At 75.0% G+C, this 22137-nt stretch carries 14 protein-coding genes; 10 read left to right on the top strand and 4 right to left on the bottom strand.

The window, feature by feature from the left end:
• Positions 1-14: 14 nt before the first annotated feature.
• From ACWC2T_RS27155 to ACWC2T_RS27130, 6 genes are read left to right on the top strand one after another with little or no spacing between them, the layout of a single operon-like run.
• Positions 15-7211, top strand: coding sequence for an SDR family oxidoreductase (locus tag ACWC2T_RS27155; protein ID WP_450672974.1), 7197 nt, complete (start codon positions 15-17; stop codon positions 7209-7211).
• Between the two features lies 1 nt (position 7212).
• On the top strand, positions 7213-12051 hold the full coding sequence (locus tag ACWC2T_RS27150) for a beta-ketoacyl synthase N-terminal-like domain-containing protein (RefSeq protein WP_450672973.1): 4839 nt from the start codon (positions 7213-7215) through the stop codon (positions 12049-12051).
• Positions 12048-12398 carry an acyl carrier protein gene (locus tag ACWC2T_RS27145; protein WP_450672972.1) on the top strand — a complete coding sequence of 117 codons (351 nt, stop codon included), beginning with the start codon at positions 12048-12050 and terminating at the stop codon, positions 12396-12398. The genes ACWC2T_RS27150 and ACWC2T_RS27145 overlap by 4 nt, the downstream gene beginning before the upstream one ends.
• A gap of 9 nt (positions 12399-12407) precedes the next feature.
• Positions 12408-13202, top strand: coding sequence for an alpha/beta fold hydrolase (locus tag ACWC2T_RS27140; protein WP_450672993.1), 795 nt, complete (start codon positions 12408-12410; stop codon positions 13200-13202).
• The gene (locus ACWC2T_RS27135) at positions 13199-14380 is read left to right on the top strand and encodes a glycosyltransferase (RefSeq protein WP_450672971.1); all 1182 of its coding nucleotides are present in this window, start codon (positions 13199-13201) and stop codon (positions 14378-14380) included. The genes ACWC2T_RS27140 and ACWC2T_RS27135 overlap by 4 nt, the downstream gene beginning before the upstream one ends.
• Positions 14377-15462 carry a class I SAM-dependent methyltransferase gene (locus ACWC2T_RS27130; RefSeq protein ID WP_450672970.1) on the top strand — a complete coding sequence of 362 codons (1086 nt, stop codon included), beginning with the start codon at positions 14377-14379 and terminating at the stop codon, positions 15460-15462. The genes ACWC2T_RS27135 and ACWC2T_RS27130 overlap by 4 nt, the downstream gene beginning before the upstream one ends.
• Before the next feature lie 7 nt (positions 15463-15469).
• Here ACWC2T_RS27130 and ACWC2T_RS27125 read toward each other — a convergent pair whose 3' ends face one another.
• Positions 15470-16480 (bottom strand): lysylphosphatidylglycerol synthase transmembrane domain-containing protein, encoded by a 1011-nt coding sequence (locus ACWC2T_RS27125; protein ID WP_450672969.1) that lies wholly within the window; start codon positions 16478-16480, stop codon positions 15470-15472.
• Positions 16481-16737: 257 nt separating this feature from the next.
• Between ACWC2T_RS27125 and ACWC2T_RS27120 the strand changes: the two genes are divergently transcribed.
• Positions 16738-17382, top strand: a complete 645-nt coding sequence (locus tag ACWC2T_RS27120) for a DedA family protein (protein WP_450672968.1) — start codon at positions 16738-16740, stop codon at positions 17380-17382.
• A gap of 14 nt (positions 17383-17396) precedes the next feature.
• On the opposite strand, the gene ACWC2T_RS27115 is transcribed toward ACWC2T_RS27120, so the two are convergent.
• On the bottom strand, positions 17397-17924 hold the full coding sequence (locus tag ACWC2T_RS27115; protein WP_450672967.1) for a gamma carbonic anhydrase family protein: 528 nt from the start codon (positions 17922-17924) through the stop codon (positions 17397-17399).
• Between the two features lie 109 nt (positions 17925-18033).
• Between ACWC2T_RS27115 and ACWC2T_RS27110 the strand changes: the two genes are divergently transcribed.
• Positions 18034-18798, top strand: a complete 765-nt coding sequence (locus ACWC2T_RS27110; protein WP_450672966.1) for an acyltransferase — start codon at positions 18034-18036, stop codon at positions 18796-18798.
• Between the two features lies 1 nt (position 18799).
• Here the strand turns inward: ACWC2T_RS27110 and ACWC2T_RS27105 are convergent, their stop codons facing one another.
• Positions 18800-19657 carry an EamA family transporter gene (locus tag ACWC2T_RS27105; RefSeq protein WP_450672965.1) on the bottom strand — a complete coding sequence of 286 codons (858 nt, stop codon included), beginning with the start codon at positions 19655-19657 and terminating at the stop codon, positions 18800-18802.
• 140 nt (positions 19658-19797) lie between these two features.
• On the opposite strand from ACWC2T_RS27105, the gene ACWC2T_RS27100 reads away from it, so the two are divergent.
• Positions 19798-20370, top strand: coding sequence for an XRE family transcriptional regulator (locus tag ACWC2T_RS27100; RefSeq protein ID WP_450672964.1), 573 nt, complete (start codon positions 19798-19800; stop codon positions 20368-20370).
• A 32-nt stretch (positions 20371-20402) separates the two neighbouring features.
• A complete protein-coding gene (locus ACWC2T_RS27095) occupies positions 20403-20960 on the top strand; it encodes a YbaK/EbsC family protein (RefSeq protein WP_450672963.1) in 558 nt (185 codons plus the stop codon).
• Between the two features lie 13 nt (positions 20961-20973).
• Here ACWC2T_RS27095 and ACWC2T_RS27090 read toward each other — a convergent pair whose 3' ends face one another.
• Positions 20974-22137, bottom strand: a complete 1164-nt coding sequence (locus tag ACWC2T_RS27090; RefSeq protein WP_450672992.1) for a 4-hydroxybenzoate 3-monooxygenase — start codon at positions 22135-22137, stop codon at positions 20974-20976.

Here is a 22137-nt window from a genome sequence, read left to right as displayed (position 1 = left end):
CGTGCCGGAGCATCATGACCTCGCCTGTGCGCCTCCGTGACCTCGTCCTGTGCCTCACCCCGTTCGGAGAATCCGACGCCGGGCTCGCCGCCGCGGCCTGCGCCGCCGGCGCGCTCGGCATCCTCGACCTCGGCGCCGGGGACCGAAGGTCCCGAGAGGCGCTGTCCCGGCTGAGACGGTCGGCGCCGGGCCCCTTCGGGGTGCGGGTGACCGGGCGCTGCGCGCTGACCCCGGCCGAGGTCGGCGACAGCCCCGACACCGTGATCCGCACCGCGGACGCAACCTGGAGCCCGTCCGAACTCCCTTCCCACTGGCGCGTGTTGGCGGAGGTCACGGACATCCAGCAGGCACGCGCGGCCGTGCGCGCGGGTGCCCAGGGGCTCATCGCCCGCGGTGGTGAGAGCGGTGGCCGGGTCGGCGAGCTGAGCACCTTCGTCCTGCTGCAACAACTGCTGTCCGACGAGGAGTCGGGTCGCGTCCCGGTCTGGGCCTGCGGCGGCATCGGCCCGCGTACGGCGGCGGCCGCGGTGGCCGGCGGTGCCGCCGGAGTGGTCCTCGACAGCCAACTGGCCCTGCTCGCCGAGTCGGGGCTGCCCGAGACGGTCCGTTCGGTGCTGCGCTCCCTCGACGGCTCGGAGACCGTGGTGCTCGGCGGCCACCGGGTACTGCGACGCCGGGGACCGGACGCCCCGCGCCCGCCGGCCGACGACCCCGGCGCGGTCGCGGACCTGCTGGGCGCCGACGATCTGCGCGGCCGGCTGCTGCCGGTGGGCCAGGACGGCTTCCTCGCCGCCCGGTTCGCCGAACGGTTCGGGGACGTACGGCGGTCGGTGCGGGAGGTGTCCGCGGCGATGCTCGGCGCGGCGGACGGTGGTGCGGCCGATGGCGGTGCGGCGGACGGTGGTGCGGCCGCGGCCCTGCGCCCCGGGTCGGCCATGAGCCGGGCGCTCGGCACCCGGCTCCCCGTCGCGCAGGGGCCCATGACCCGGGTCAGCGACCAGCCGGGCTTCGCCGCGGCCGTCGCCACGGACGGGGCGCTGCCGTTCCTGGCGCTGGCCCTGGCCGACGGCGAGCGGACCCGGTCGATGCTCACCGAGGCACGGGCCGTGCTGGACGGGCGGCCCTGGGGGGTGGGCGTGCTCGGCTTCGCGCCCGAGGAGATCAGGAACGCCCAGCTGGACGCCGTACGGGAACTGCGGCCCACGCACGCGATCATCGCCGGCGGGCGGCCCGCACAGGCCGAGACGCTGGAGCGCGCCGGGATCCGCAGCTACCTGCACGTGCCCTCGCCTGGACTGCTGCGGCAGTTCCTGGACGCGGGCGTGCGCCGTTTCGTGTTCGAGGGATCCGAGTGCGGTGGGCACGTGGGGCCCCGGGCCTCCTTCCCGCTGTGGGAGGCCCAACTCGCCGTACTGGAAGACTTCTTGAGGGGCGCCGACGACACGACCGCCCGGCGGCTGGAGGTGTTCTTCGCCGGTGGCGTCCACGACGAGCGGTCGGCGGCGATGGTCGCGGCCCTGGCCGCACCGCTCACCACCCGGGGCGCCGCCGTCGGCGTGCTCATGGGCACCGCCTACCTGTTCACCGAGGAGGCCGTCGCGCACGGCGCCGTGCGGCCCCTCTTCCAGCGGCAGGTGCTCACCGCCACCGCGACCACGCTGCTGGAGACCGCGCCCGGCCACGCCACCCGCTGTGTTCCGAGCCCCTTCACCGGCGACTACCGTGCGCGCGAGGCCGCTCTGCGCGCGCAGGGGCTGACCGACCGCGAGGTCTGGGAGGGGCTGGAACGGCTCAACGTGGGCCGGCTGCGCATCGCCAGCAAGGGCGTCGAGCGCGGAACCGACGGCGCGCTGGCCGGCGTGGACGAGGAACGGCAGCTCGCGGACGGGATGTTCATGGCCGGCGAGGTCGCCGTGCTGCGCTCGGCGACCACCACCCTGGCCAACCTGCACCGCTCGGTGACCGACGGCGCCGCCGACTTCCTGACGCGGCGGGCCGCCCGACCGGGCCCGACCCCCGCCGCCGAGCCGGAGCCGCCCGCACCGCTGGACGTGGCCATCGTCGGCATGGCCTGCATGTTCCCCGAGGCCCCCGATCTCGCCGCCTTCTGGTCCACCATCGTCACCGGCCGCGACGCCGTCACCGAGGTGCCCGCCGACCGCTGGGACCCGGCCGTGCACCACGCGGCCGGCAGCACGGCCTCCAAGTGGGGCGGATTCCTGCCCCGCATCCCCTTCGACCCGCTGCGCTACGGCATCCCGCCCGCCTCCCTCGGCAGCATCGAACCCGTCCAGCTGCTGTCCCTGGAGGCGGCCCACCGGGCGCTGGAGGACGCCGGATACGGCGCGCGGGGGCGGGCGTTCGACCGCGCGCGGACCTCGGTCGTCTTCGGCGCGGAGGCGGGCAGCGACCTGTCCAGCGCCGTCACCCTGCGCGCCGTACTCCCGTCGTACTACGGCAAGGTGCCCGACGGCATCGAGGAGCAACTGCCCCGGCTGACCGAGGACTCCTTCCCCGGGATGCTCGCCAACGTCATCTCCGGCCGGATCGCCAACCGGCTGGACCTCGGCGGCGCCAACTTCACCGTCGACGCCGCCTGCGCCTCCTCCCTCGCCGCCCTCGACGTGGCCTGCAAGGAACTCGTCTCCGGCACCAGCGACCTCGTGCTGTGCGGCGGCGCCGACCTGCACAACGGCATCAACGACTACGTCCTGTTCTCCTCCGTCCACGCGCTCTCCCCGACCGGACGCTCCCGCGCCTTCGACGCCTCGGCCGACGGCATCGCCCTCGGCGAGGGCGTGGCCTGCCTGGTGCTGAAACGGCTCGCGGACGCCGAACGGGACGGCGACCGGATCTACGGCGTGGTCAAGGGCCTCGGCTCCGCCAGCGACGGCCGCTCCCTCGGCCTCACCGCGCCCCGCCCCGAGGGCCAGCGGGCGGCGCTGGAGCGCGCGTACCGCAACGCCGGTGTCTCGCCCGCGGACGTGGGCCTGGTCGAGGCGCACGGCACCGGCACGGTCGTCGGCGACCGCACCGAACTCACCGTACTCAGCGAGGTGTTCAACCGGGCGGGCGCGGAGAGGGGCCGCTGCGCCCTCGGCTCGGTCAAGTCGCAGATCGGGCACACCAAGTGCGCCGCCGGTCTCGCGGGCCTCATCAAGTCCGCCCTCGCGCTCCACACCGGTGTCATCCCGCCCACCCTCCACCTGGAGCGGCCCAACCCGGCGTGGTCGGAGGGCGACAGTCCGTTCGCGTTCCACACCCGCGCCCGGCCCTGGACGGCACCGGCCGCCGAACGTCTCGCCGGAGTCAGCGCGTTCGGCTTCGGCGGCACCAACTTCCACGCCGTGCTGGCCGCGCACACCGACGCCGTACCGCCCCGCCGGTCCCTGGACGTCTGGCCGGCCGAGCTGTTCCTCTTCCGGGGCCGGGACACCGCGGCGGCCCACCGGCAGGCCGAGGAGATCCTCCGGGCCGCCGAGGCCGACGGTCACCCCTGGCGCCTGCGCGACCTCGCCCTCGCCGCGGCCCGCCGCGCCGACACCTCACACGAACCGGTACAGGCCGCACTCGTGGCCCGGGACACCGGGGAACTCACCGCACAACTGCGGCGCCTGCTCGCCGGGGAGCACGATCCGGCCGCCGGCATCCATGGGGCGGATCCGGTGCCGGGGCCGGCGGAGGAGGTCGGGCCTGCCGCGGATTCGGCTGAGGGTGAGGTCGCAGATCCGGCGGAGGGTCGGGTCGCATGTCGGGGGGAGGGTGAGGTCGCGTGTCGGGCGGAGGGTGAAGTCGCCTGCACGGACCCGGTGCGGAGCAAGGCGGGCGGATCGGTGCCGGGCGGGGTCGCCTTCCTGTTCCCCGGTCAGGGCAGTCAGCGTCCAGGGATGCTCGCCGAGCTCCTGGTCCACCTCCCCGAGCTGCAGCACTACCTGGACCTCGGTCGCGCGCACGCCGACACCGTCCATCCGCCCGCTGCGTTCGACGACTCCGCGCGGGAGCGCCGGCGGGCCGCCCTCACCGACACCCGGACCGCACAGCCCGCCCTCGGCATCACGGGCCTCGCCGCCCACGCCTTCCTCACCTCGGCCGGGGTCCATCCCGACCAGGCCGCCGGGCACAGCTACGGCGAGCTGGTCGCCCTCGCCGCGGCCGGCGCCCTCGACCCCGAGACGCTGCTGGAGCTGAGCGCCGAGCGGGCCGGCGCGATCCTCGCGGCGGCGGGCGACGACCCGGGCACCATGGCCGCCGTCGGCGCCCCCGCCGAGACCGTCGCACGCGCCCTGCAGACGACCGGCGCACCCGCCTCCGTCGTCATCGCCAACCTCAACTCGCCCGCGCAGACGGTGGTTTCCGGACCCACGGCGGACGTCGAGGCGGCCGTACGGCTGCTGCGCGACGCCGGGCTCGGCGCGCGGCGCATCCCCGTGGCCTGCGCCTTCCACAGCCCGCTCGTGGCCGCTGCGGGGGAACGGTTCGCCAAGGTGCTCGCGGACAAGACGGTGCGGGCGCCGGAGTTCCCCGTCTGGGCCAACCGGACCGCCGCGCCCTATCCGCGCGACCCCGACGGGGTGCGCGCCGAGCTCGCCGCCCAGATCGCCGCCCCCGTCGCGTTCGCCGCGCAGATCGAGGCCATGTACGAGGCGGGCGCGCGCGTCTTCGTCGAGGCGGGCCCCGGCACGGTCCTGACCCGGCTCGTCGCACGGATCCTCGGCAACCGCCCGCATCGCACGGTCGCCTGCGAACCGGACCCCGACAGCGGCCTGCGCGGCTGGCTCGACGCCCTCGCCCGGCTCGCCGTCGCCGGACAGCCGGTGCGCACCGCCTGGCTGCTGCGGGGCCGGGACGCCGTCGACGCGCTGCGCGGCCCGGCACCGAAACGGCCCGGCTGGACGGTCGACGGACACCTCGTCCGCACCGCCGACGGAGCACTCCTGCCCGGTGCCCTCGCACCGGCCCGACGAGTCGTGGAGACGACCGTGACCACCGACCAGCCGTACGGCGCCCCCGCCGACCGGGACGCGCTCATCTCCGAGTTCCTGCGCACCAGCCGGGAGATGGTCGCCGCCCAGCGCGATGTCCTGCTCACCTACTTCGGCGCGGCACCCGGCGCGACACCGCCGGCGCCCCTCCCGGCCGCACCGCTTCCCCAGGCGGTCATCCCCGAACCCGATGGCGAGCAGGGGGAGTTGACTGAGCCCGTCGAAGAAGCCCCGGTGGCCGACGTCGAGCGGGTCGTCCTGGAGATCATCAGCGAACGCACCGGCTACCCCGTGGACATGATCGAGCCCGACCTCGACCTGGAGGCGGACCTCAGCATCGACTCGATCAAGCGGGCCGAGATAGCGGGGGAGCTCGCCAGACGGCTGGGCATCGCGGGCGGCGCCGACGTGCTGGACGACGCCGAACTGGAGGAACTGGCCAAGGCGCGTACGGCCGCCGCGGTGACGGGGTGGCTGACGGCGCGGGTGGGGGCGACGTCCGGCGACGGGGGAGGGCGGCACGAGGAGCCCCGCGCGGCCGGCCAGGTCGGGTACCCGGAGGAGCGGACCGAGGGTGCCTTCCCCGACGCGGCGGCCGGGCGAATACCCGCAGTGGCCCGGCAAACCCGGGATCCGTCGGTGCGCGCCGGAGAAGCGGGCGTCCGTGCCCAGGGCCCGACCGAAGCGGCGTCTGCTCCGACGGCGTCCGCCCCAACGGGGTCCGCCCCCGCCCCCGTCCTCGGCGTTCCGCCCCGGCGCTGTGAGCTGCGGCCTGTGCCGCTCCCGGAGCCGGACCCGGCGGCCGGTGACGACCGGGGCCCCGCCCTGGCCGGTCGGCGGTTCGTCCTCCTCGGGGACGGCGCAGGCGTAGCGGCGGAGGTCGCTGCGCGGCTCGCCGGGCACGGCGCCGAAGCCGTACCGCTCGACGCGGGCCACCTCCTCACCGCGGCCGACGGCCCGGTCGACGGTGTCGTGTACCTCGGCGCGCTGCCCGGCCCCGACCTCCCGGTGCTGCCGGACGCCTTTCCGGTGCTCCGCGCGGCGCTTGCGTGCGGCCCGCGCCGGCTGCTCGCCCCCAGGGCCGCCGACCGCGCGGGCGCGCTGCGGGCGGCCGGGCTGGACGGCCTGTTCCGCAGCGTCGGCCGCGAGTACCCGGATCTGCTCGCCCGGGTCGTAGCCGTCGCGGACACCGCCCCGGCGGCCGTCGCCGACGCCCTGCTCGCCGAGCTGCGGGCGCCCGAGCCGGCCCCCGTCGTCCTGCGTACGGTGGCCGGTGCCCGACAGGGGCTCGCACTGGTGCCCGCCCCCCTGGGCCCGCTCGCCACCACCGGTGCCGGGCCCGCGGGGGACGGTGCCGCCGAGGCGGCGGCACTCGGTCTCGACCGGGACTCCGTCGTGCTGCTGGTCGGGGGCGCCCGGGGCATCACCGCGAGGTTCGCGGCCACGCTGGCCGGCGCCTGCCGGTGCCGTATCGAGCTGCTGGGCCGTACGCCTGTGCCCACCGCGCCCGAGGACCCGCACACCGCCGCCGCGCGCACCCCCGTGGAGCTGCGGGCGGCGCTCGCCGCCGGGCCCGCGGTGACCAGCCCCGCCGAGATCAACCGGGCCGCCGAACTCGTGCTCGCCCAGCGGGAGATCACCGCGACCCTCGCGGAGCTGGGCGCACTCGGCAGCGCGGCACGCTACCGCTCGGTGGACTTCCGGGACCGGGACGCCGTCCTGCGGGCGGTCAAGGAGATCCATGCCGAACACGGCCGCCTCGACGGGGTCGTCTTCGCCGCCGGTGTCATCGAGGACCGGCTGATCGCGGACAAGACCCCCAAGTCCTTCCAGCGGGTCTACGGCACTAAGACGACCGGAGCAGCAGCCCTGTTCGCCGCCCTGGACGACCTGCCGGACGCGCCCGCGTTCACCGTGCTGTTCGGCAGCATCGCCGCCGTGCTCGGCAACCGTGGCCAGGCCGACTACGCCGCCGCCAACGACGCCCTGGAAACCCTCGGCGCCGACTGGGCCGACCGTGCGGGCGCTCGTGCGCTGACCGTCCACTGGGGACCCTGGGCGCCGTCCGCGGCGCACGGCGGCATGGTCGGCGCGGAACTCGGCCGCGAGTACGCCCGGCGCGGGATCGAGCTGATCGACCCCGACGAGGGCACCGCGGCCCTGCTGCGCGAACTCGCCTGGGGCGACCCATCGGCCCGCGCCGTCGTCTACACCGCGTCGGGCTGGTGACATGACGGCAGGACAGCTTCCCGTCGCGGTCGTCGGGATGGCGGTGCTGATGCCCGGCGCCCCCGGCCTCGATGCCTACTGGCGCAACCTGCGCGACGGGGTCGACGCGATCAGCGACGTGCCCGCGGACCGCTGGGACGCCGCCTACTACCGGCCCGGCTCCGCCACCGGACCCGCCGCCCCCGACCGGATCTACTGCCGGCGCGGCGGATTCGTGGACGGCCTCGCCGAGGTGGACGTCACCCGGTACGGCATCATGCCCGCCTCGGTGCCCGGCACCGAGCCGGACCAGCTGATCGCCCTCGACGTGGCCGCTGCCGCGCTCGCCGACGCCGGCGGCGAGGAACGGCTGCCCGAACGGCACCGGATCGGCGTGGCCCTGGGCCGCGGCGGCTACCTCACCCCCGGCCTGGTCCGCCTGGACCAGCGCGTGCGCACGGCCGGACAACTCACCCGCACCCTCGGCGAGTTGTTACCCGACCTCTCCGAGGCCCAACTCGACCGCGTCCGCACGGCGTTCACCGAACGGCTCGGCCCCGACAGCCCGGAGTCCGCGATCGGCTTGGTCCCCAACCTGGCCGCCTCCCGCATCGCGGGCCGGCTCGACCTGCGCGGCCCCGCCTACACCGTGGACGCGGCCTGCGCCTCCTCCCTGGTCGCCGTGGACCAGGCGGTCACCGCACTCACCACCGGCCGCTGCGACCTGATGCTGGCCGGGGGAGTGCACCACTGCCACGACATCACGCTCTGGAGCGTCTTCGCCCAACTGCGCGCCCTGTCCCCGAGCCAGCGCATCCGCCCCTTCCACCGCGACGCCGACGGCATCCTCATCGGCGAGGGCACGGGCGTCGTCGTACTGAAGCGGCTCGCGGACGCCGAGCGCGACGGCGACCGTGTGTACGCGGTGATCCGGGGCACCGGCGTGGCCAGCGACGGCCGTACGGCGGGGCTCGCCGCACCGGACCCGGGCGGGCAGGCCAGAGCCGTGCGCCAGGCCTGGCGGGCCGCCGGGCTCGACCCCGCCGCACCGGACTCCCTCGGCCTGCTGGAGGCGCACGGCACCGCCACCCCCGCCGGCGACGCGGCCGAACTCGCCACCCTCGCCGAGGTGTTCGGGCCCGCGCAGGCAGGCGGCCGCCGCCCCGTCCTGGGCTCGGTGAAGTCGATGATCGGCCACACCATGCCGGCCGCCGGGGTCGCCGGTCTGGTCAAGGCCGCCCTCGCCCTCCACCACGGCACCCTCCTGCCCACCCTCCACTGCGACGACCCCCACCCCGCCCTCGCCGCCACCCGCTTCCGCACACTGGAGCAGGCCGGCCCCTGGGAGACGGACGCTCGGCAACCGGTCCGCCGTGCCGCCGTCAACGCGTTCGGCTTCGGCGGGATCAACGCGCATGTGGTGCTGGAGGAGGCGCCGGGTCGTGCTGGCTCGGGGTCGGCGGAGGTCGCGCGTGGCTGTTCGTCGACCGCGGAAGGCGCGCGTGCCGGGGCGGGGAGTGCGGAGGCTGCCCACGTCGGAGCGGGGGTGCACGAGGGCGAGCGGGCGCCGTATCCCGCCCATGTCAGCGAGCCCGAGCGGATCCTGCTGCTCGCCGCCGACGACGTGGCGGACCTCGCTGCGCTTCTCGATGCCGACGACTCGGCCGTCCTCGCCGCCGGGCTCGCCCCGGACCGGCTGCACCCCGACGCCGGCCCGGTCCGGCTCGGCATCGTGGCCCCGAGCGCCAAGCGGCTCGCCCTGGCCCGCCGAGCGGTCGCCAGGGGGCGCGGCTGGCACGGCCGTAGCGACGTGTGGTTCCGGCCGGGGCCGCTGCTCGGCCCGGCCGGCGGTGGTGGGCCGGTGTTCGTCTTCCCCGGCCTGGAAGGCGACTTCACGCCCCGCACCGACGACATCGCCGCCCACTTCGGCCTCCCCCCGCTGCCCGGCACGGACGTCCGGGTCGGTGACATCGGACGGCACGGCTTCGGCGTCGTCGGGGTGGGCCGCCTACTGGACCAGGCGCTGCGCCGCATGGGGGTCGTGCCGGACGCGGTCGCCGGGCACAGCGTCGGCGAGTGGACGGCCATGGCGGCGGGCGGGCTGTACGCGCCGGACCAAGTGGACGCGTTCATGGCCGAGTTCGACCCGGACAGCGTCACCGTGCCCGGTCTCGCCTTCGCCGCCCTAGGCACCTCGGCCGCGCACGTCCGCGCCGCGCTCGCCGAGTCCTGGGCGGACTCCGGGATCGTGCTCTCGCACGACAACGCACCCCGCCAGTCCATGGTCTGCGGACCCGGCGCGGCGGTCCAGGAGTTCGTACGGTCCCTGCGCGCGCAGGGCGTGATCTGCCAGGTACTGCCCTTCCGCTCCGGCTTTCACACGCCGATGCTGGAGCCGTACCTCGCCCCCATCAGGGAGGCCGCCGACCGCTTCCGGCTCCACCCGCCGGCCGTTCCGGTGTGGTCCGGGACGACCGCCGCGCCCTTCCCCGAGGCCGAGCGGGCGGTGCGTGAGCTGTTCGTGCGGCATCTGCTGGAACCCGTCCGCTTCCGCGAGCTGACCGAGGCCCTGTACGGCGCCGGGCATCGCGTCTTCGTCCAGATGGGTCCCGGCCGGCTCACCTCTCTGATCGGCGACACCCTGGGCGACCGTGACCACCTGGCCGTTGCCGCCAACGTGCCGGAGCGCAGCGGCATGGCTCAACTGCACCGCGTGGCAACGGCATTGTGGACGGCGGGAGCGGCCGTGGTGGCGGCACCGAACACCGCAACCGCGCGGGCGATGACATCGGCCCTGCCCGCACGCATCACGGCACCCACGCAGGCCGAGCCGCCAGCCACCACGGCGACCGCACCGGCACACCGGCGCCGCCCACCCGTCCGGCTCGACCTCGGCGGGGCTCTCGTCTCACTGACCGGACCGGCACTGGACGCACTCCGCGCAGACCTGCGCCCCGGACCACCCGCCGTACACCCCGCGCCCGCGCCCGGCCCGGGACCGTCCGCCACCGCACACCCCGCGCCCGCCTCCACAGCCCGCCCCGCCGCCCCGGGACTCGGCGAACTGGACGACCTCGCCCCGCACTTCCCGGCTGCCGCCGAGCTGACCGCCCTGCTGCGGGACACCGCGCAGACCGCGGCGCAGTTGATCGCGGCGACCACCGGGCGCACCCGGAGGGGCGCCGCCCCCGGCGCCGCGGCTTCCACTCCCGCCGCCCCGAACCCCCAGCACGCCCAGCACCCCCCGTCCCCCGTGACCACCACCGTCCACGTGTCCCCCCACGCCATGCCCCACCTCCTGGACCACTGCTTCTTCCGGCAGCGCCCCAACTGGCCGGACGTCGAGGACCGTTGGCCGGTCGTGCCGGCCACCACGATCGTCCGGCACATGATGGACGCGGCGGAGGCGGCGGCCCCGGGCCTGCGGGCGGTCGCCGTGCACGAGGTCCGGTTCGACCGTTGGCTCACCGCCACACCCCCCGTCGACGTGACCGTCACCGTCGCCCCGGCCCCCGGCCACCCGGACCGCGTCACCGTCGCCTTCGGCCCCACGGCCCGCGCCACCGTGGAACTCGCCCCGCACCACCCCGCCCCGCCCCCGCCCCGCGCCCTCCCGGCCGCCCCCGAACGCCGCCCCGAGCACACCGCGGCCCAGCTCTACCGCGACCGCTGGATGTTCCACGGCCCCGGGTTCCAGGGCCTGACCGACCTCACCGCGATCGGCGAGCGGCACATCCGGGGAGTGATCACCGCGCCCGCCGCTCCCGGCGCGCTGCTGGACAACGTGGGCCAGCTGCTCGGGTACTGGATCATGACGGCCCGTACCGAGCGGACCGTCGTCTTCCCCGTGCGCATGCGGCACATGCGCTTCCACGGACCCCACCCGGCCCCGGGCGCGGAGGTCGACTGCGTGCTGCGGATCACCTCCCTCACGGACACCGTCCTGGAGGCCGACGCCGAGCTCGCCGTCGGCGGCCGGGTGTGGGCCGTGATCGACGGCTGGCAGGACCGCCGCTTCGACAACGACCCCAGCACCCGGCCCGTCGAACGCTTCCCCGAGCGCCACACCCTCTCCGCGGCCATGCCCGGCGGCTGGGCGCTGGTGCACGAGCGCTGGCCGGACCTCGCCTCCCGCGAGCTGATCATGCGCAACTCGCTCGGCGGCGCCGAGCGCGCCGAGTACGCCGAACGCCCGCCGCGCGGCCGCCGGCAGTGGCTGCTCGGTCGCATCGCGGCCAAGGACGCCGTACGGCAGTGGCTCTGGCGGCAGGGGGAAGGGCCCGTCTTCCCCGCGGAACTGCGTCTGCTCAACGACGAGTTGGGGCGTCCGTACGTCACCGGAGTACACGGACGTGCGCTGCCCCCGCTGGACGTCTCGCTCGCCCACCGTGCCGAGGCGGCCGTGGCGATCGTCCGGCCGCACACTCCGCGGCCCGGCCCCGGCATCGACATCGAAGAGGTCACCGAACGCGACCCGGCCACCCTCGCCACCGCGCTCGGCCCGGCCGAACTGCGCCTGCTGCGCGCCCATGCCGCGCAGGGCGGGGAAGCCGTGTGGTTCACCCGGTTCTGGGCCGCCAAGGAGGCCGTCGCGAAGGCCGAGGGCGTCGGATTCGGCGGCCGCCCACGGGACTTCGCGGTGCTGGAGGCCTCCCCGGACGGCAGCCGGCTGCTGGTCTCCGGCCGCCTGGAACCCCTCTACACCGTGCACTGCGCACCGGTGGCCAACCCGCCCGCCCTGCCGCAGCGCACCTACGTGGTCGCCTGGACCACCGGTCCCGGAGCCGACGACGGACCACCCGACAACGGGCACCCCGACGACGGACAGCCAGAAGCAGCAGCCGAGGAGTATCCCCGATGAACCCCACCCAGCCGGCCCCGGCGCAGCCCACCGCAGACACCGTGCTCGCCGACCTCGCCGGCATGCTCCGCACGGTGCTCGCGGAGTACGGCGACGACGACGCGGTCATCGGCATGTCCACCACCTTCAACCGCGACCTGGAGCTGGAGAGCATCGACCTCGTCACCCTGGCCGGACTGCTGGAGGAGCGCTACGGGCAGCGGGTCAACCTCGCCGAGTTCCTGGCCGGCATGGAGTTCGACGAGATCATCGAGCTCACCGTCGGCCGGCTCGTGGAGTACGTCGTGTGGAGCCTGAGGACCACGGGCCCGAAGACCACAGGCCCGCAGACCACGCAGGCGGGCTGAGCCGTGGCGATGGCCGACGCCGGCGGGATCCGGCTGCACGTCCAGCGCATGGGTCCGGCCGACGGCCGCGTCCCGCACGCCACGGTCGTCCTGGTGCACGGGCTGCTCACCGACAGCCTGGCCAGCTACTACTTCACCGTCGCGCCCGCGTTCGCCGCGGCCGGCCTCGACGTCGTCATGTACGACCTGCGCGGCCACGGCCGCAGCGAGCGCCCGCCGCACGGCTACACCCTCGACCACAACATCGACGACCTCCGGGCCCTCCTCGACCGGCTGGCCGTCACCGGGCCCGTCCACCTCGTCGGCAACTCCTACGGCGGCACGATCGCCTTCGGCTTCGCCGCCCGCCACCCGGAGCGCACGGCCACCGTGACACTGATCGAATCCGAGCCCCCGACGACCGCCTGGGCGGCGAAACTCGGCGGCATCCTCGACCGGGTCATGACCGAACTCGCGCACAACGAGCCCGCCGCCCTCGCCTGGATCACCGCCCACCGCGGCCACAACACCGCCCGGCTGGCCAAGGGCGCGGCCCGGCTCGCCCGCGAGACCACCCTCGGCCGGGACATCCCCGCCAGCAGCGTGCTGACGAACGCCGCGATCAGTGCCGTACGCTGCCCGGTCCTCGGCGTGTACGGCGGCGAGTCGGACCTCGCTGAACTGGTGCCGCTGATGCGGGCGCTGCTGAGGGACTACCGGGCCGTCGTGCTGCCGGGGCACGAGCACTCGGTGCTCGTGGAGGCGCCGGCGGCCGTGGGCGGGCACGTCCTGGACCTGATCGGCGCCGGGGCGGGGGTGCGATGAGCGCCTTCCTCTTCGTGGTGCCGCCGCTGACCGGGCACGTCAACCCGGCCGTCGGCGTCGCCGCCCGGCTGGCCGCGCGCGGGCACCGCGTGGCCTGGGTGTGCGTGGACCCGGCGCTGGTGCGCCGGCTCGCCGGCGCGGACGCCCAGGTGTTCGGCTGCGCGGGCCCGGTGCCGGGCGCCGAGGGCGCCGTACGGCCGCCGGACCTGCGCGGAGCGGAGGCGCTGAAGTTCCTGTGGGAGTGGTACCTGCTCCCGCTCGCCGACGCCATGGCACCGGGGGTCCGGGCGGCGGCCGAGGCGCTGCGCCCGGACGTGGTGGTGGCCGACCAGCAGGCCTTCGCCGGCGCCCTGGTGGCCGAACGCCTCGGACTGCCGTGGGCCACCTCGGCCACCACCTCGGCGGAGTTCACCGGCGCCTACGACGGTCTGCCGAAGGTCGCGGCCTGGCTGCGAGCCAGGCTGACCGGACTGCGCGCCCGGATCGGGGACCCGACCGGCACCGCCGACCCACGCTTCTCGCCGTACCTCCTGCTGATCTTCAGCACCCCCGAACTCATCGGCCCCCAGGCGCCCTTGGCGCCGCACATCCACTACGTCGGCCCCTGTCTCGCCGGCCGCCCGGCGGGCCCCGGTTTCCCCTGGGAACTGCTGGACCAGCCCCGGTCGAAGGTCCTGGTGACCCTGGGCACGGCGAACGCCGACGCGGGCGGCCGGTTCCTCGCCGAGTGCCTCACCGCGCTGCGCGAACGCGCCGACCGGGTGCAGGCGGTGATCGCCGACCCGGGCGGCGCCCTCGCGGTGCCGCCCGGCGACAAGGACGTCCTGGTCCTTCCGTCGGTGCCCCAACTCGCGCTGCTGGAGAGGATGGACGCCGTCGTCTGCCACGCCGGGCACAACACCGTGTGCGAGGCCCTGTGGCACGGCGTCCCGCTGGTCGTCGCGCCCATTCGCGACGACCAGCCCGTGGTGGCCGGGCAGGTCGTGGACGCCGGCGCGGGCCTTAGGGTCCGCTTCGGCCGGGTCCGCGCGGACCGGCTGGGCGCGGCCCTCGACACCGTCCTCACCGATCCCGCCCACCGGGCCGCCGCCGCCCGGATCCGCACCGCGTTCCGCGCGGCGGGCGGCGCCCGGACCGCGGCGGCCCATCTCGAACGACTCGCAGCGGAGAGCCGATGAGCGACCCCAAGGACACCAGCAGCAGGGCAGCCAAGGCGGCCCGCATCGCCGCCCTGCGCCCCGCCTACCGGAGCGACCTGGCCGCCGGCCCGGACCGCTTCTTCGCCCCGCGCCGCCCCGACTGCCCCTGGTGCGGCTCGGACCGGCTCGCCACCCGCCTGCGCACCACCGACCTGCTCCAGCACAAGCCCGGCCGCTTCACCCTCGACCGCTGCGCCGACTGCGGCCATGTCTTCCAGAACCCCCGACTGACCGAGGAGGGCCTGGAATTCTACTACCGGGACTTCTACGACGGCCTCGGTGAACAGCGCATGAGCGGCACCTTCGGCGGCCGTGGCGCCATGTACCGGGCCCGCGCCGAGGCGATGCTCCCGCACGACCCCGCCCCGAAGAGGTGGCTGGACGTCGGCACCGGCCACGGCCACTTCTGCGCGAGCGCCCGTGCCGTCCTGCCCGGCACCGCCTTCGACGGGCTCGACTTCACCGACGGCGTCGAACTCGCCGCCCGCGAGGGCCGCGTGGACCAGGCCCACCGCGGCGCCTTCCCCGATCTGGCCGCCGAACTCACCGCCCGCTACGACGTGGTGAGCATGTTCCACTACCTGGAGCACAGCACCGACCCGGACCGCGAACTCCGCGCCGCCCACGAGGCCGTACGCCCCGGCGGCCACCTCCTCATCGAGGTGCCGGACCCGGAGAGCCGCTACGCCCGGCTGCTCGGCCGCTGGTGGCTGCCCTGGCTCCAGCCCCAGCACCTGCACTTCATGCCCGTTGCCAACCTCCGGCGGCGGCTGGCCGAACGGGGCTTCACGGTGGTCGCCGAGCAGCACGCCGCCGCGCACGACCCGGTCGACCTGCTCGCCGCTGTCTGGCTGGCCCTCGACCACACCGCCCCGCGCGAGGACGCCCCCTGGCTGCCCGAGCCGCCCGGCGCCCTGCGCCGCGCCGCGCGCACGGCGCTCCTCCTCGCGGGGGTGCCCGCGCTCGTCACGGCGACGCTGCTCGACCGGTTCGCGATCCGCCCCCTGTCCGGCCGCCTCGGCCTGGCCAACGCCTACCGCCTGGTGGCGCGCCGCGAGTGACCGGGACTCACAGGACCTTCGCGCGGATCAGCGCGGACAACGTCAGGGTGCCCGGCAACAGCGGCACCCAGTCGGTCAGCACCCGGTAGCCGATGACCGTCGCGGTGGCCACCGCCGGTGCGGAGCCGAAGGTCACCAGCGTCCACACCAGCGCCGCGTCGACCGCGAACCCGCCCGGCGCCGGAACCGCACCGACGGCCGTGCCCGCCGCGAGATAGGCGAGCACCACGTGCTGCCAGGGCAGCCCCAGCCCGAGCGAGGCACCGACACAGGCCAGGGTGGTCCCCTGCACCAGCGGCATCGCGAACGCCCCGCCCCACAGCGCGGCCACCCGGCAGGGCCGCGTGTGCACCTGCCGCGCATCGGTGAGGGCGGAGCGCAGCAGCCCGGTCACCGGCCGCCTGAGCGGCCGTACGACCGTCAGCAGCACCCCCGCCACCACGACGGCCCCGCCGACGGCGGCGGCGACCGGGAGCAGGAGCCGTCCGTCCGGGACCAGGTCCCCGAGGCGCCGCCAGGCCGGCGACGCGGCCAGGAACACCAGCAGCACCACGGTCTTGGCCCCGGACTTGGCCAGCGAGTACAGCCCGATCGACGCGGTGGCCCGGGCCGGCGGCACCCCGCGGCCCCGCAGAAAGCGCAGGGTGACGGCATGGGCGCCGAGCCCGCCCGGCAGCGCGTGGTTGGCGGCTCCCGCGGCGAACTGCGAGGCCAGCAGCAGCCCCGGCGGCACCCGGTCGGGCAGGGCGCCCTGCCGGACGCACGCGGCCGCCACACAGTTCAGGCAGCTGAGACCGGCGCCGGCCAGCAGCCACCCCGGGTCGGCCGCGACCAGCCGTCGGACCCCCTCGTACATCACCGGCCGGTTGGCGACGGCCCAGCCGGCGGCGAGCAGCAAGGGAGCCAGACGCAGAGCCAGCCGCAGGTGCCGGGCCGCGAGGGGGGACGCGGGCCGGGTGGACGGGGGAGGGGTGAGCGAGGGGGACGAGAGCGAGGGGGACGGGGACAGTGAGGACACGGGGACGTCGTCCTTCCGCAGCGGGTCCCGCGGCGGGGACCTGAGGGAGGCGGGTCGGGCGATACCGCGGGGAGCCTTCCCCTCCCGCGTGACACGGGGATGTCCGAAAACCGAAGGCGCGAGGGCGGGACGGTGCCGCCGGGCGGTGCGCGCAGGCCACCGTCCACCGCCGACCAGGTAGCCTTCCCTTGGGGCGCGCTTTGCATGCGGCGGCCCGGCAGGCAAGGGCAAGGTCAGCGACAGGGGAGGATCCCGCGGTGCACGTCCAGGAATGGCTCGACACGGTGCCCGCGGCCGCCGTCTACGCCGTGGTGGCCCTGGTGATCGGAGTGGAGAGCCTGGGCATCCCGCTTCCCGGAGAGATCATCCTGGTCTCCGCGGCGCTGATGTCCTCCCAGCACTCGGGCATCAATCCGGTCGTCCTCGGCGCGTGCGCGACCGCGGGCGCCGTGATCGGCGACTCCATCGGCTACGCGATCGGCCGCAAGGGCGGTCGCCCGCTGCTGGCCTGGCTCGGCGACAAGTTCCCGAAGCACTTCAGCGACGGCCATGTGGCCACCGCCGAGCGGTCCTTCGAGAAGTGGGGCATGTGGGCGGTCTTCTTCGGCCGCTTCATCGCCCTCCTGCGCATCTTCGCCGGCCCGCTCGCGGGCGTCCTGCACATGCCGTACTGGAAGTTCCTGATCGCCAACGTCCTCGGCGGCATCTGCTGGGCGGGCGGCACCACGGCCGCCGTCTACTACGTCGGCGTGGTCGCCGAGGGCTGGCTGAAGAAGTTCTCCTACGTGGGGCTGGCCGCGGCGGTGGTGCTCGGCCTCGCCACCATGCTGATCATCAAGCGCAGGGCGAAGAAGGCCCAGACGGCGCAGCGAGAGGCGGAGCCCGTGAGCGCGGGGGACTGAAGCGCCCCCAAGGCCTACTCGTGCACCCCGCGATGCGCCTTGGCCAGCTCCGCGTACATGGTGCCGTTGAGGGTGACCCCCTGCCGTTCCTCCTCGCTCAACGGTCGCTTCACCTTCGCCGGCACCCCGGCCACCAATGACCCCGCCGGCACCACCATCCCCTGTGGCACCAGAGCCTGAGCGGCCACGAGCGACCCCGCACCGATGACGGCCCCGTTCAGCACGGTCGCCCCCATCCCGATGAGGCAGTCGTCCTCCACGGTCGCCCCGTGCACGACGGCGTTGTGCCCGATGGAGACCCGCTCACCCACGCTCACCGGAAACCCGGGATCCGCATGCAACGTGACGTTGTCCTGCACGTTCGCCTGCGCCCCGACGGTGATCCTCTCGACATCCCCGCGCACCACGGCCCCGTACCAGACACTGGCCCCCGCGTGCAGCGTGACGTCCCCGATCACGGAAGCCGTCGGCGCCACGAACGCCTCCGGATCGACCTGGGGCTCCTTGCCACCGATGCCCACGATCAGCGCCTGCTGTGTCATCACCGTCTCCTCGCATCCGTCAGTACCCCGCACGGTACGACAAAGGGTGGGGCAAAGATCACAGCAGCCCGCCCTCTCCCCGAAGGCAACCGCTGAGTAACGTGACCCCGTGCCGAAGCGCAAGAACACGTTCTCATCCTGGAGGCAGGGCCTTGCCCAGCGAGCCGTACACGCGGCCTGGGCCTGGGCCCAGCGCGCCGGCTCCGTCACCGCCGATCACCCCGGCCGCCTGAAGTTCGGCGCGATCGGCGAAGCCACCCGGCTCGCCTTCCCGCTCGGCACGGTCTTCGGCGAGCCCTGGATCCACCTCGGTTCCCACTGCATCATCGGCGAACAGGTCACGCTGACCGCCGGCCTGATGCCGGACCTGGACCTGGGCCCGGACCCGATCCTGCGCATCGGCGACGGCGTGGTCCTCGGCCGCGGCAGCCATGTCATCGCGGACACGACGGTCACCATCGGCAGGGACTGCTACTTCGGCCCGTACGTCTACGTCACCTCCACCAACCACTCCTACGACGACCCGCACCAGCCCATCGGCAGGCAGTGGCCGCGCATGGAACCGGTGGAGATCGGGCCGGGCTGCTGGATCGGCACCGGCGCGGTGATCCTGCCGGGCGCGCGGATCGGCCGGAACGTGGTCGTCGCGGCCGGCGCGGTCGTGCGGGGCACGGTGCCGGACCATGCCGTGGTGGCGGGGGCGCCCGCCCGGGTCGTCCGGCGCTGGACGGCCGAGCAGGGCTGGCAGCCGCCGCTCAGAACGCCGGCCCCGATGCCCATCCCCGACGGGACGACGCCGCAGCAGCTGCGGGCCCTGGCGGAACTGGACGAGGACGCGGTGGCCCGGCTCGCGGAGCTGGAGCCCGAGAGCTGACTCAGCCGGTCGCCAGCAGCAGCGTGCCGAGCAGCGCCAGTCCCGCGCCCGCCGCCTGGATCGCCCGCAGCCGCTCGCTGAGGAAGCCGCGCGCGGCCAGCGCGGTCACCACCGGATACAGCGAGGCGAGGACGGCCGCCACGGTGACCGGGCCGTGCTGGGCGGCGATCGCGTAGGTGCCGTTGGCGGCCACGTCGGCGAGCCCGACGAAGGCCAGCGCCGGCAGCGAGGACCACGGGAAGCCGCCCTCCGGAACCGCCCGGCCGCCCCGCCGGACGGAGACGGCGAGCGCGGCGCCGCCGACCACGACGTTCGTCAGCCGCTGCACGAACAGGGCGAGGAACAGGCCGGTGACGGTGGTCGAGGCCTCCGTGATCAGGGCGAAGACCGTGCCGAAACCCAGCGCCGCGACCAGGGTGAGCAGGATCGTCCGCCGCTGTACGGGCGCGCCGCGCAGCTGCGGACCGCCCGCGAGGACGACACCGGTGACGGCGACCGCGATGCCCGCGACCTGGAGCAGCCCGGGCCGCTCGCCGAGGAAGAGGCCCACGCCGACCGGCACGGCCACGCTCAGCGTCGCGAGCGGCGAGACGACTCCCATGGGGCCGAGGGCCAGGGCCTGGTAGAAGGAGAGCAGGGCCACCGGTCCGACCAGGCCCGCGGCGAACGCGAACCAGAGGCGGGGCCCGGCCTCGCTCCAGCCGCCGGTCGCCACGACGATCGCGCCGAGGACCGTCGCCGCGATGGCCTGGGAGACGACCACGACCGTCAGCGCGGGCGTACGCCGGGTCAGCAGTCCGCCGCCGAAGTCGGCCAGGCCCCACAGGAGGCTGGTGGTGAGGGCGAAGAATGCTGTCACGGCCTGCCTCGCAGTACAGTTCGATGAACGATCGGGTACACCCCACCGTAGTTCAGTCAAGTGAACTCTGTCATCCCATATATTGAACCCCAGGGTCCCAGGACCTCAGGACCCCAGGACCTCTCCTCGATGGACGTGATGTGTCGGACCTCGACCTGCTGACCCAGTCCCTGGCGCGCAACGTCAAGCGCTGGCGCACCGAGCGCGGCTTCACCCTGGACGCGCTCGCCGCCCGTGCGGGCGTCAGCCGCGGCATGCTCATCCAGATCGAGCAGGCCCGGACGAACCCCAGCATCGGCACCGTCGTCAAGATCGGCGACGCGCTCGGCATCAGCATCACCACCCTGCTCGACTACGAACAGGGCCCCACCGTCCGGATCGTCCCCGCCGACCAGGCCGTACGGCTGTGGCACACCGACGCCGGCAGCTACAACCGCCTCCTCGCCGGCACGGAGGCGCCCGGCCCGCTGGAGATGTGGGACTGGCGGCTGATGCCCGGCGAGCAGAGCCCCTCCGAGCCGCACCCGGTGGGCACGGTGGAACTGGTCCATGTCACCGCCGGCGAGCTGACCCTCACCGTGGACGGCGTGAAGCACCTGGTGCCGACCGGTGCGAGCGCCACGTTCGAGGCCAGCACCTCGCACACCTACGGCAACGAGGGCGACGTACCGATGGAGATGGTGATGGCCGTCTCGGTGCCGCCCGTGCGCTGAACCGCGGCGCGGCGGGCTGTTGGCGTGCCGCCGTGCGCGCACCCATCGGAGACTTCGACACCGCCACCCCCGTCCCCGACTGCCTCCAGGAGCTGACCGCCCCGGTCGCCGACGCCGTACGCAACTGGCAGGGCGCGGTCCCCGCCGACCGCGTCCTGTACGTCGAGACGGATCCGCGCTGGGCCGACACGGCCGTCTTCGTGGAGTACTACGGCCGCGAGCTGCTGGAGCGGTCGGCGAACTGTGTGGTGGTCGCGGGCAAGCGGGGCGGTGCGACCACCCTCGCGGCGTGTGTGGTGCTCTCCACCACGCGGGTGGACGTCAACGGCGTGGTGCGCCGCCAACTCGGGGCGCGCAAGGCCACGTTCGCCTCGCTGGAGACGGCGACCGGCGAGACCGGCATGGAGTACGGCGGCATCACCCCGGTCGGCCTGCCCGCCGGCTGGCCGCTGCTGATCGACTCGGCGCTGGTCGACCTGCCCCACGTCCTCGTCGGCAGCGGACGCCGGCGGGGCAAGCTGCTGGTGCCCGGCAAGGCCCTCGCGGAGCTGCCGGGCGCCGTGGTGCTGGAGGGCCTCGGGGTCGCCTGAGCCCACCGCCGCCTCAGGAGGCGGGCGCGGTCCCGAGGTACTGCTCCGCGAAGGCCGCCGCCGCGGCCTTCGAGGTGAACAGCCGGCGCAGCCGGGCGAGTGTGGTGCCGGCGCGGAACGGGTCACCGGATGCGACACCGTGGTAGATGTCCGACAGCCACTGCGAGAACTCCTGATAGTCCCACACCCGGCGCAGACAGGCCGCCGAATACCCCTCCAGGCCGCTGCCGTCGCCCTTGGTGACGTGTGCCGCGAGCGCGTCGCCGAGCAGGAAGGCGTCGTGCAGGGCGAGGTTCATGCCCTTCGCGGCGATGGGCGCGACCAGGTGACCGGCGTCCCCGGCCAGGAACAGCCGCCCGTGGGTGAGGGGTTCGACGACATAGTGGTGCATGTCCAGGACGCGCTTCTCGATCAGCCGGCCCTCGGTGAGCGGGGGCGCTCCGGCCGCGCCGAGCCGCTCGCGCAGCTCCGTCCAGACCCGGTCGTGCGACCAGTTCTCCGGATCGTCGCCGGGCGGACACTGCAGGTAGAACCGGGTCACCTCGGGGCTGCGGGGCATCTGCCCGGCGAAGCCGCGCGGGTGGACGCCGAACAGGACCCAGTCCGTCGACGGCGGGACCTCCGCGAGCAGCGCCAGCCAGCCGATGCCGTCGTCCTGCCGCGCGATCCGCCGGTGCCCGACGGGTATCGCGTCCCGCGTCACGCCGCGCGCCCCGTCGCAGCCCGCGACGAAGTCGCAGCGCAACAGCCGCCGTTCACCCGTCTGAGGGCACCGGTACGACACCGCCGGCCGGTCCGAGTCCAGGTCGTGCAGCCTGACGTCGCGCACCCCGAAGCGGATGTCACCGCCGCGTACGTCGGCGTACTCCCGCACCAGGTCCGTCACCAGCAACGGCTGCGGGTAGACGTAGTGATGGCTGCCTGTCAGATCGGCGTACGGGAAACGGTACCGCTCGCCGTCGAAGCGGAACTCGCACGCGCCGTGCGCCTCGGCCCGCTCCGGGAGCCGTGCGGACAGTCCGCGCCGGTCGAGTTCGCGCACCGCCCATTCCTCGATGACACCGGCCCTGGGCCGGGTCTCGATGAACTGCCTGCTCTCGGTCTCCAGGACGACGCAGTCGACGGAGGCGGCCCGCAGGATGCCGCCGATGGTGAGCCCGGCCGGCCCGGCGCCCAC

The sequence above is a fragment of the Streptomyces sp. NPDC001393 genome, from assembly GCF_053597455.1.
This window is presented reverse-complemented; position numbering and strand designations above follow the sequence as displayed.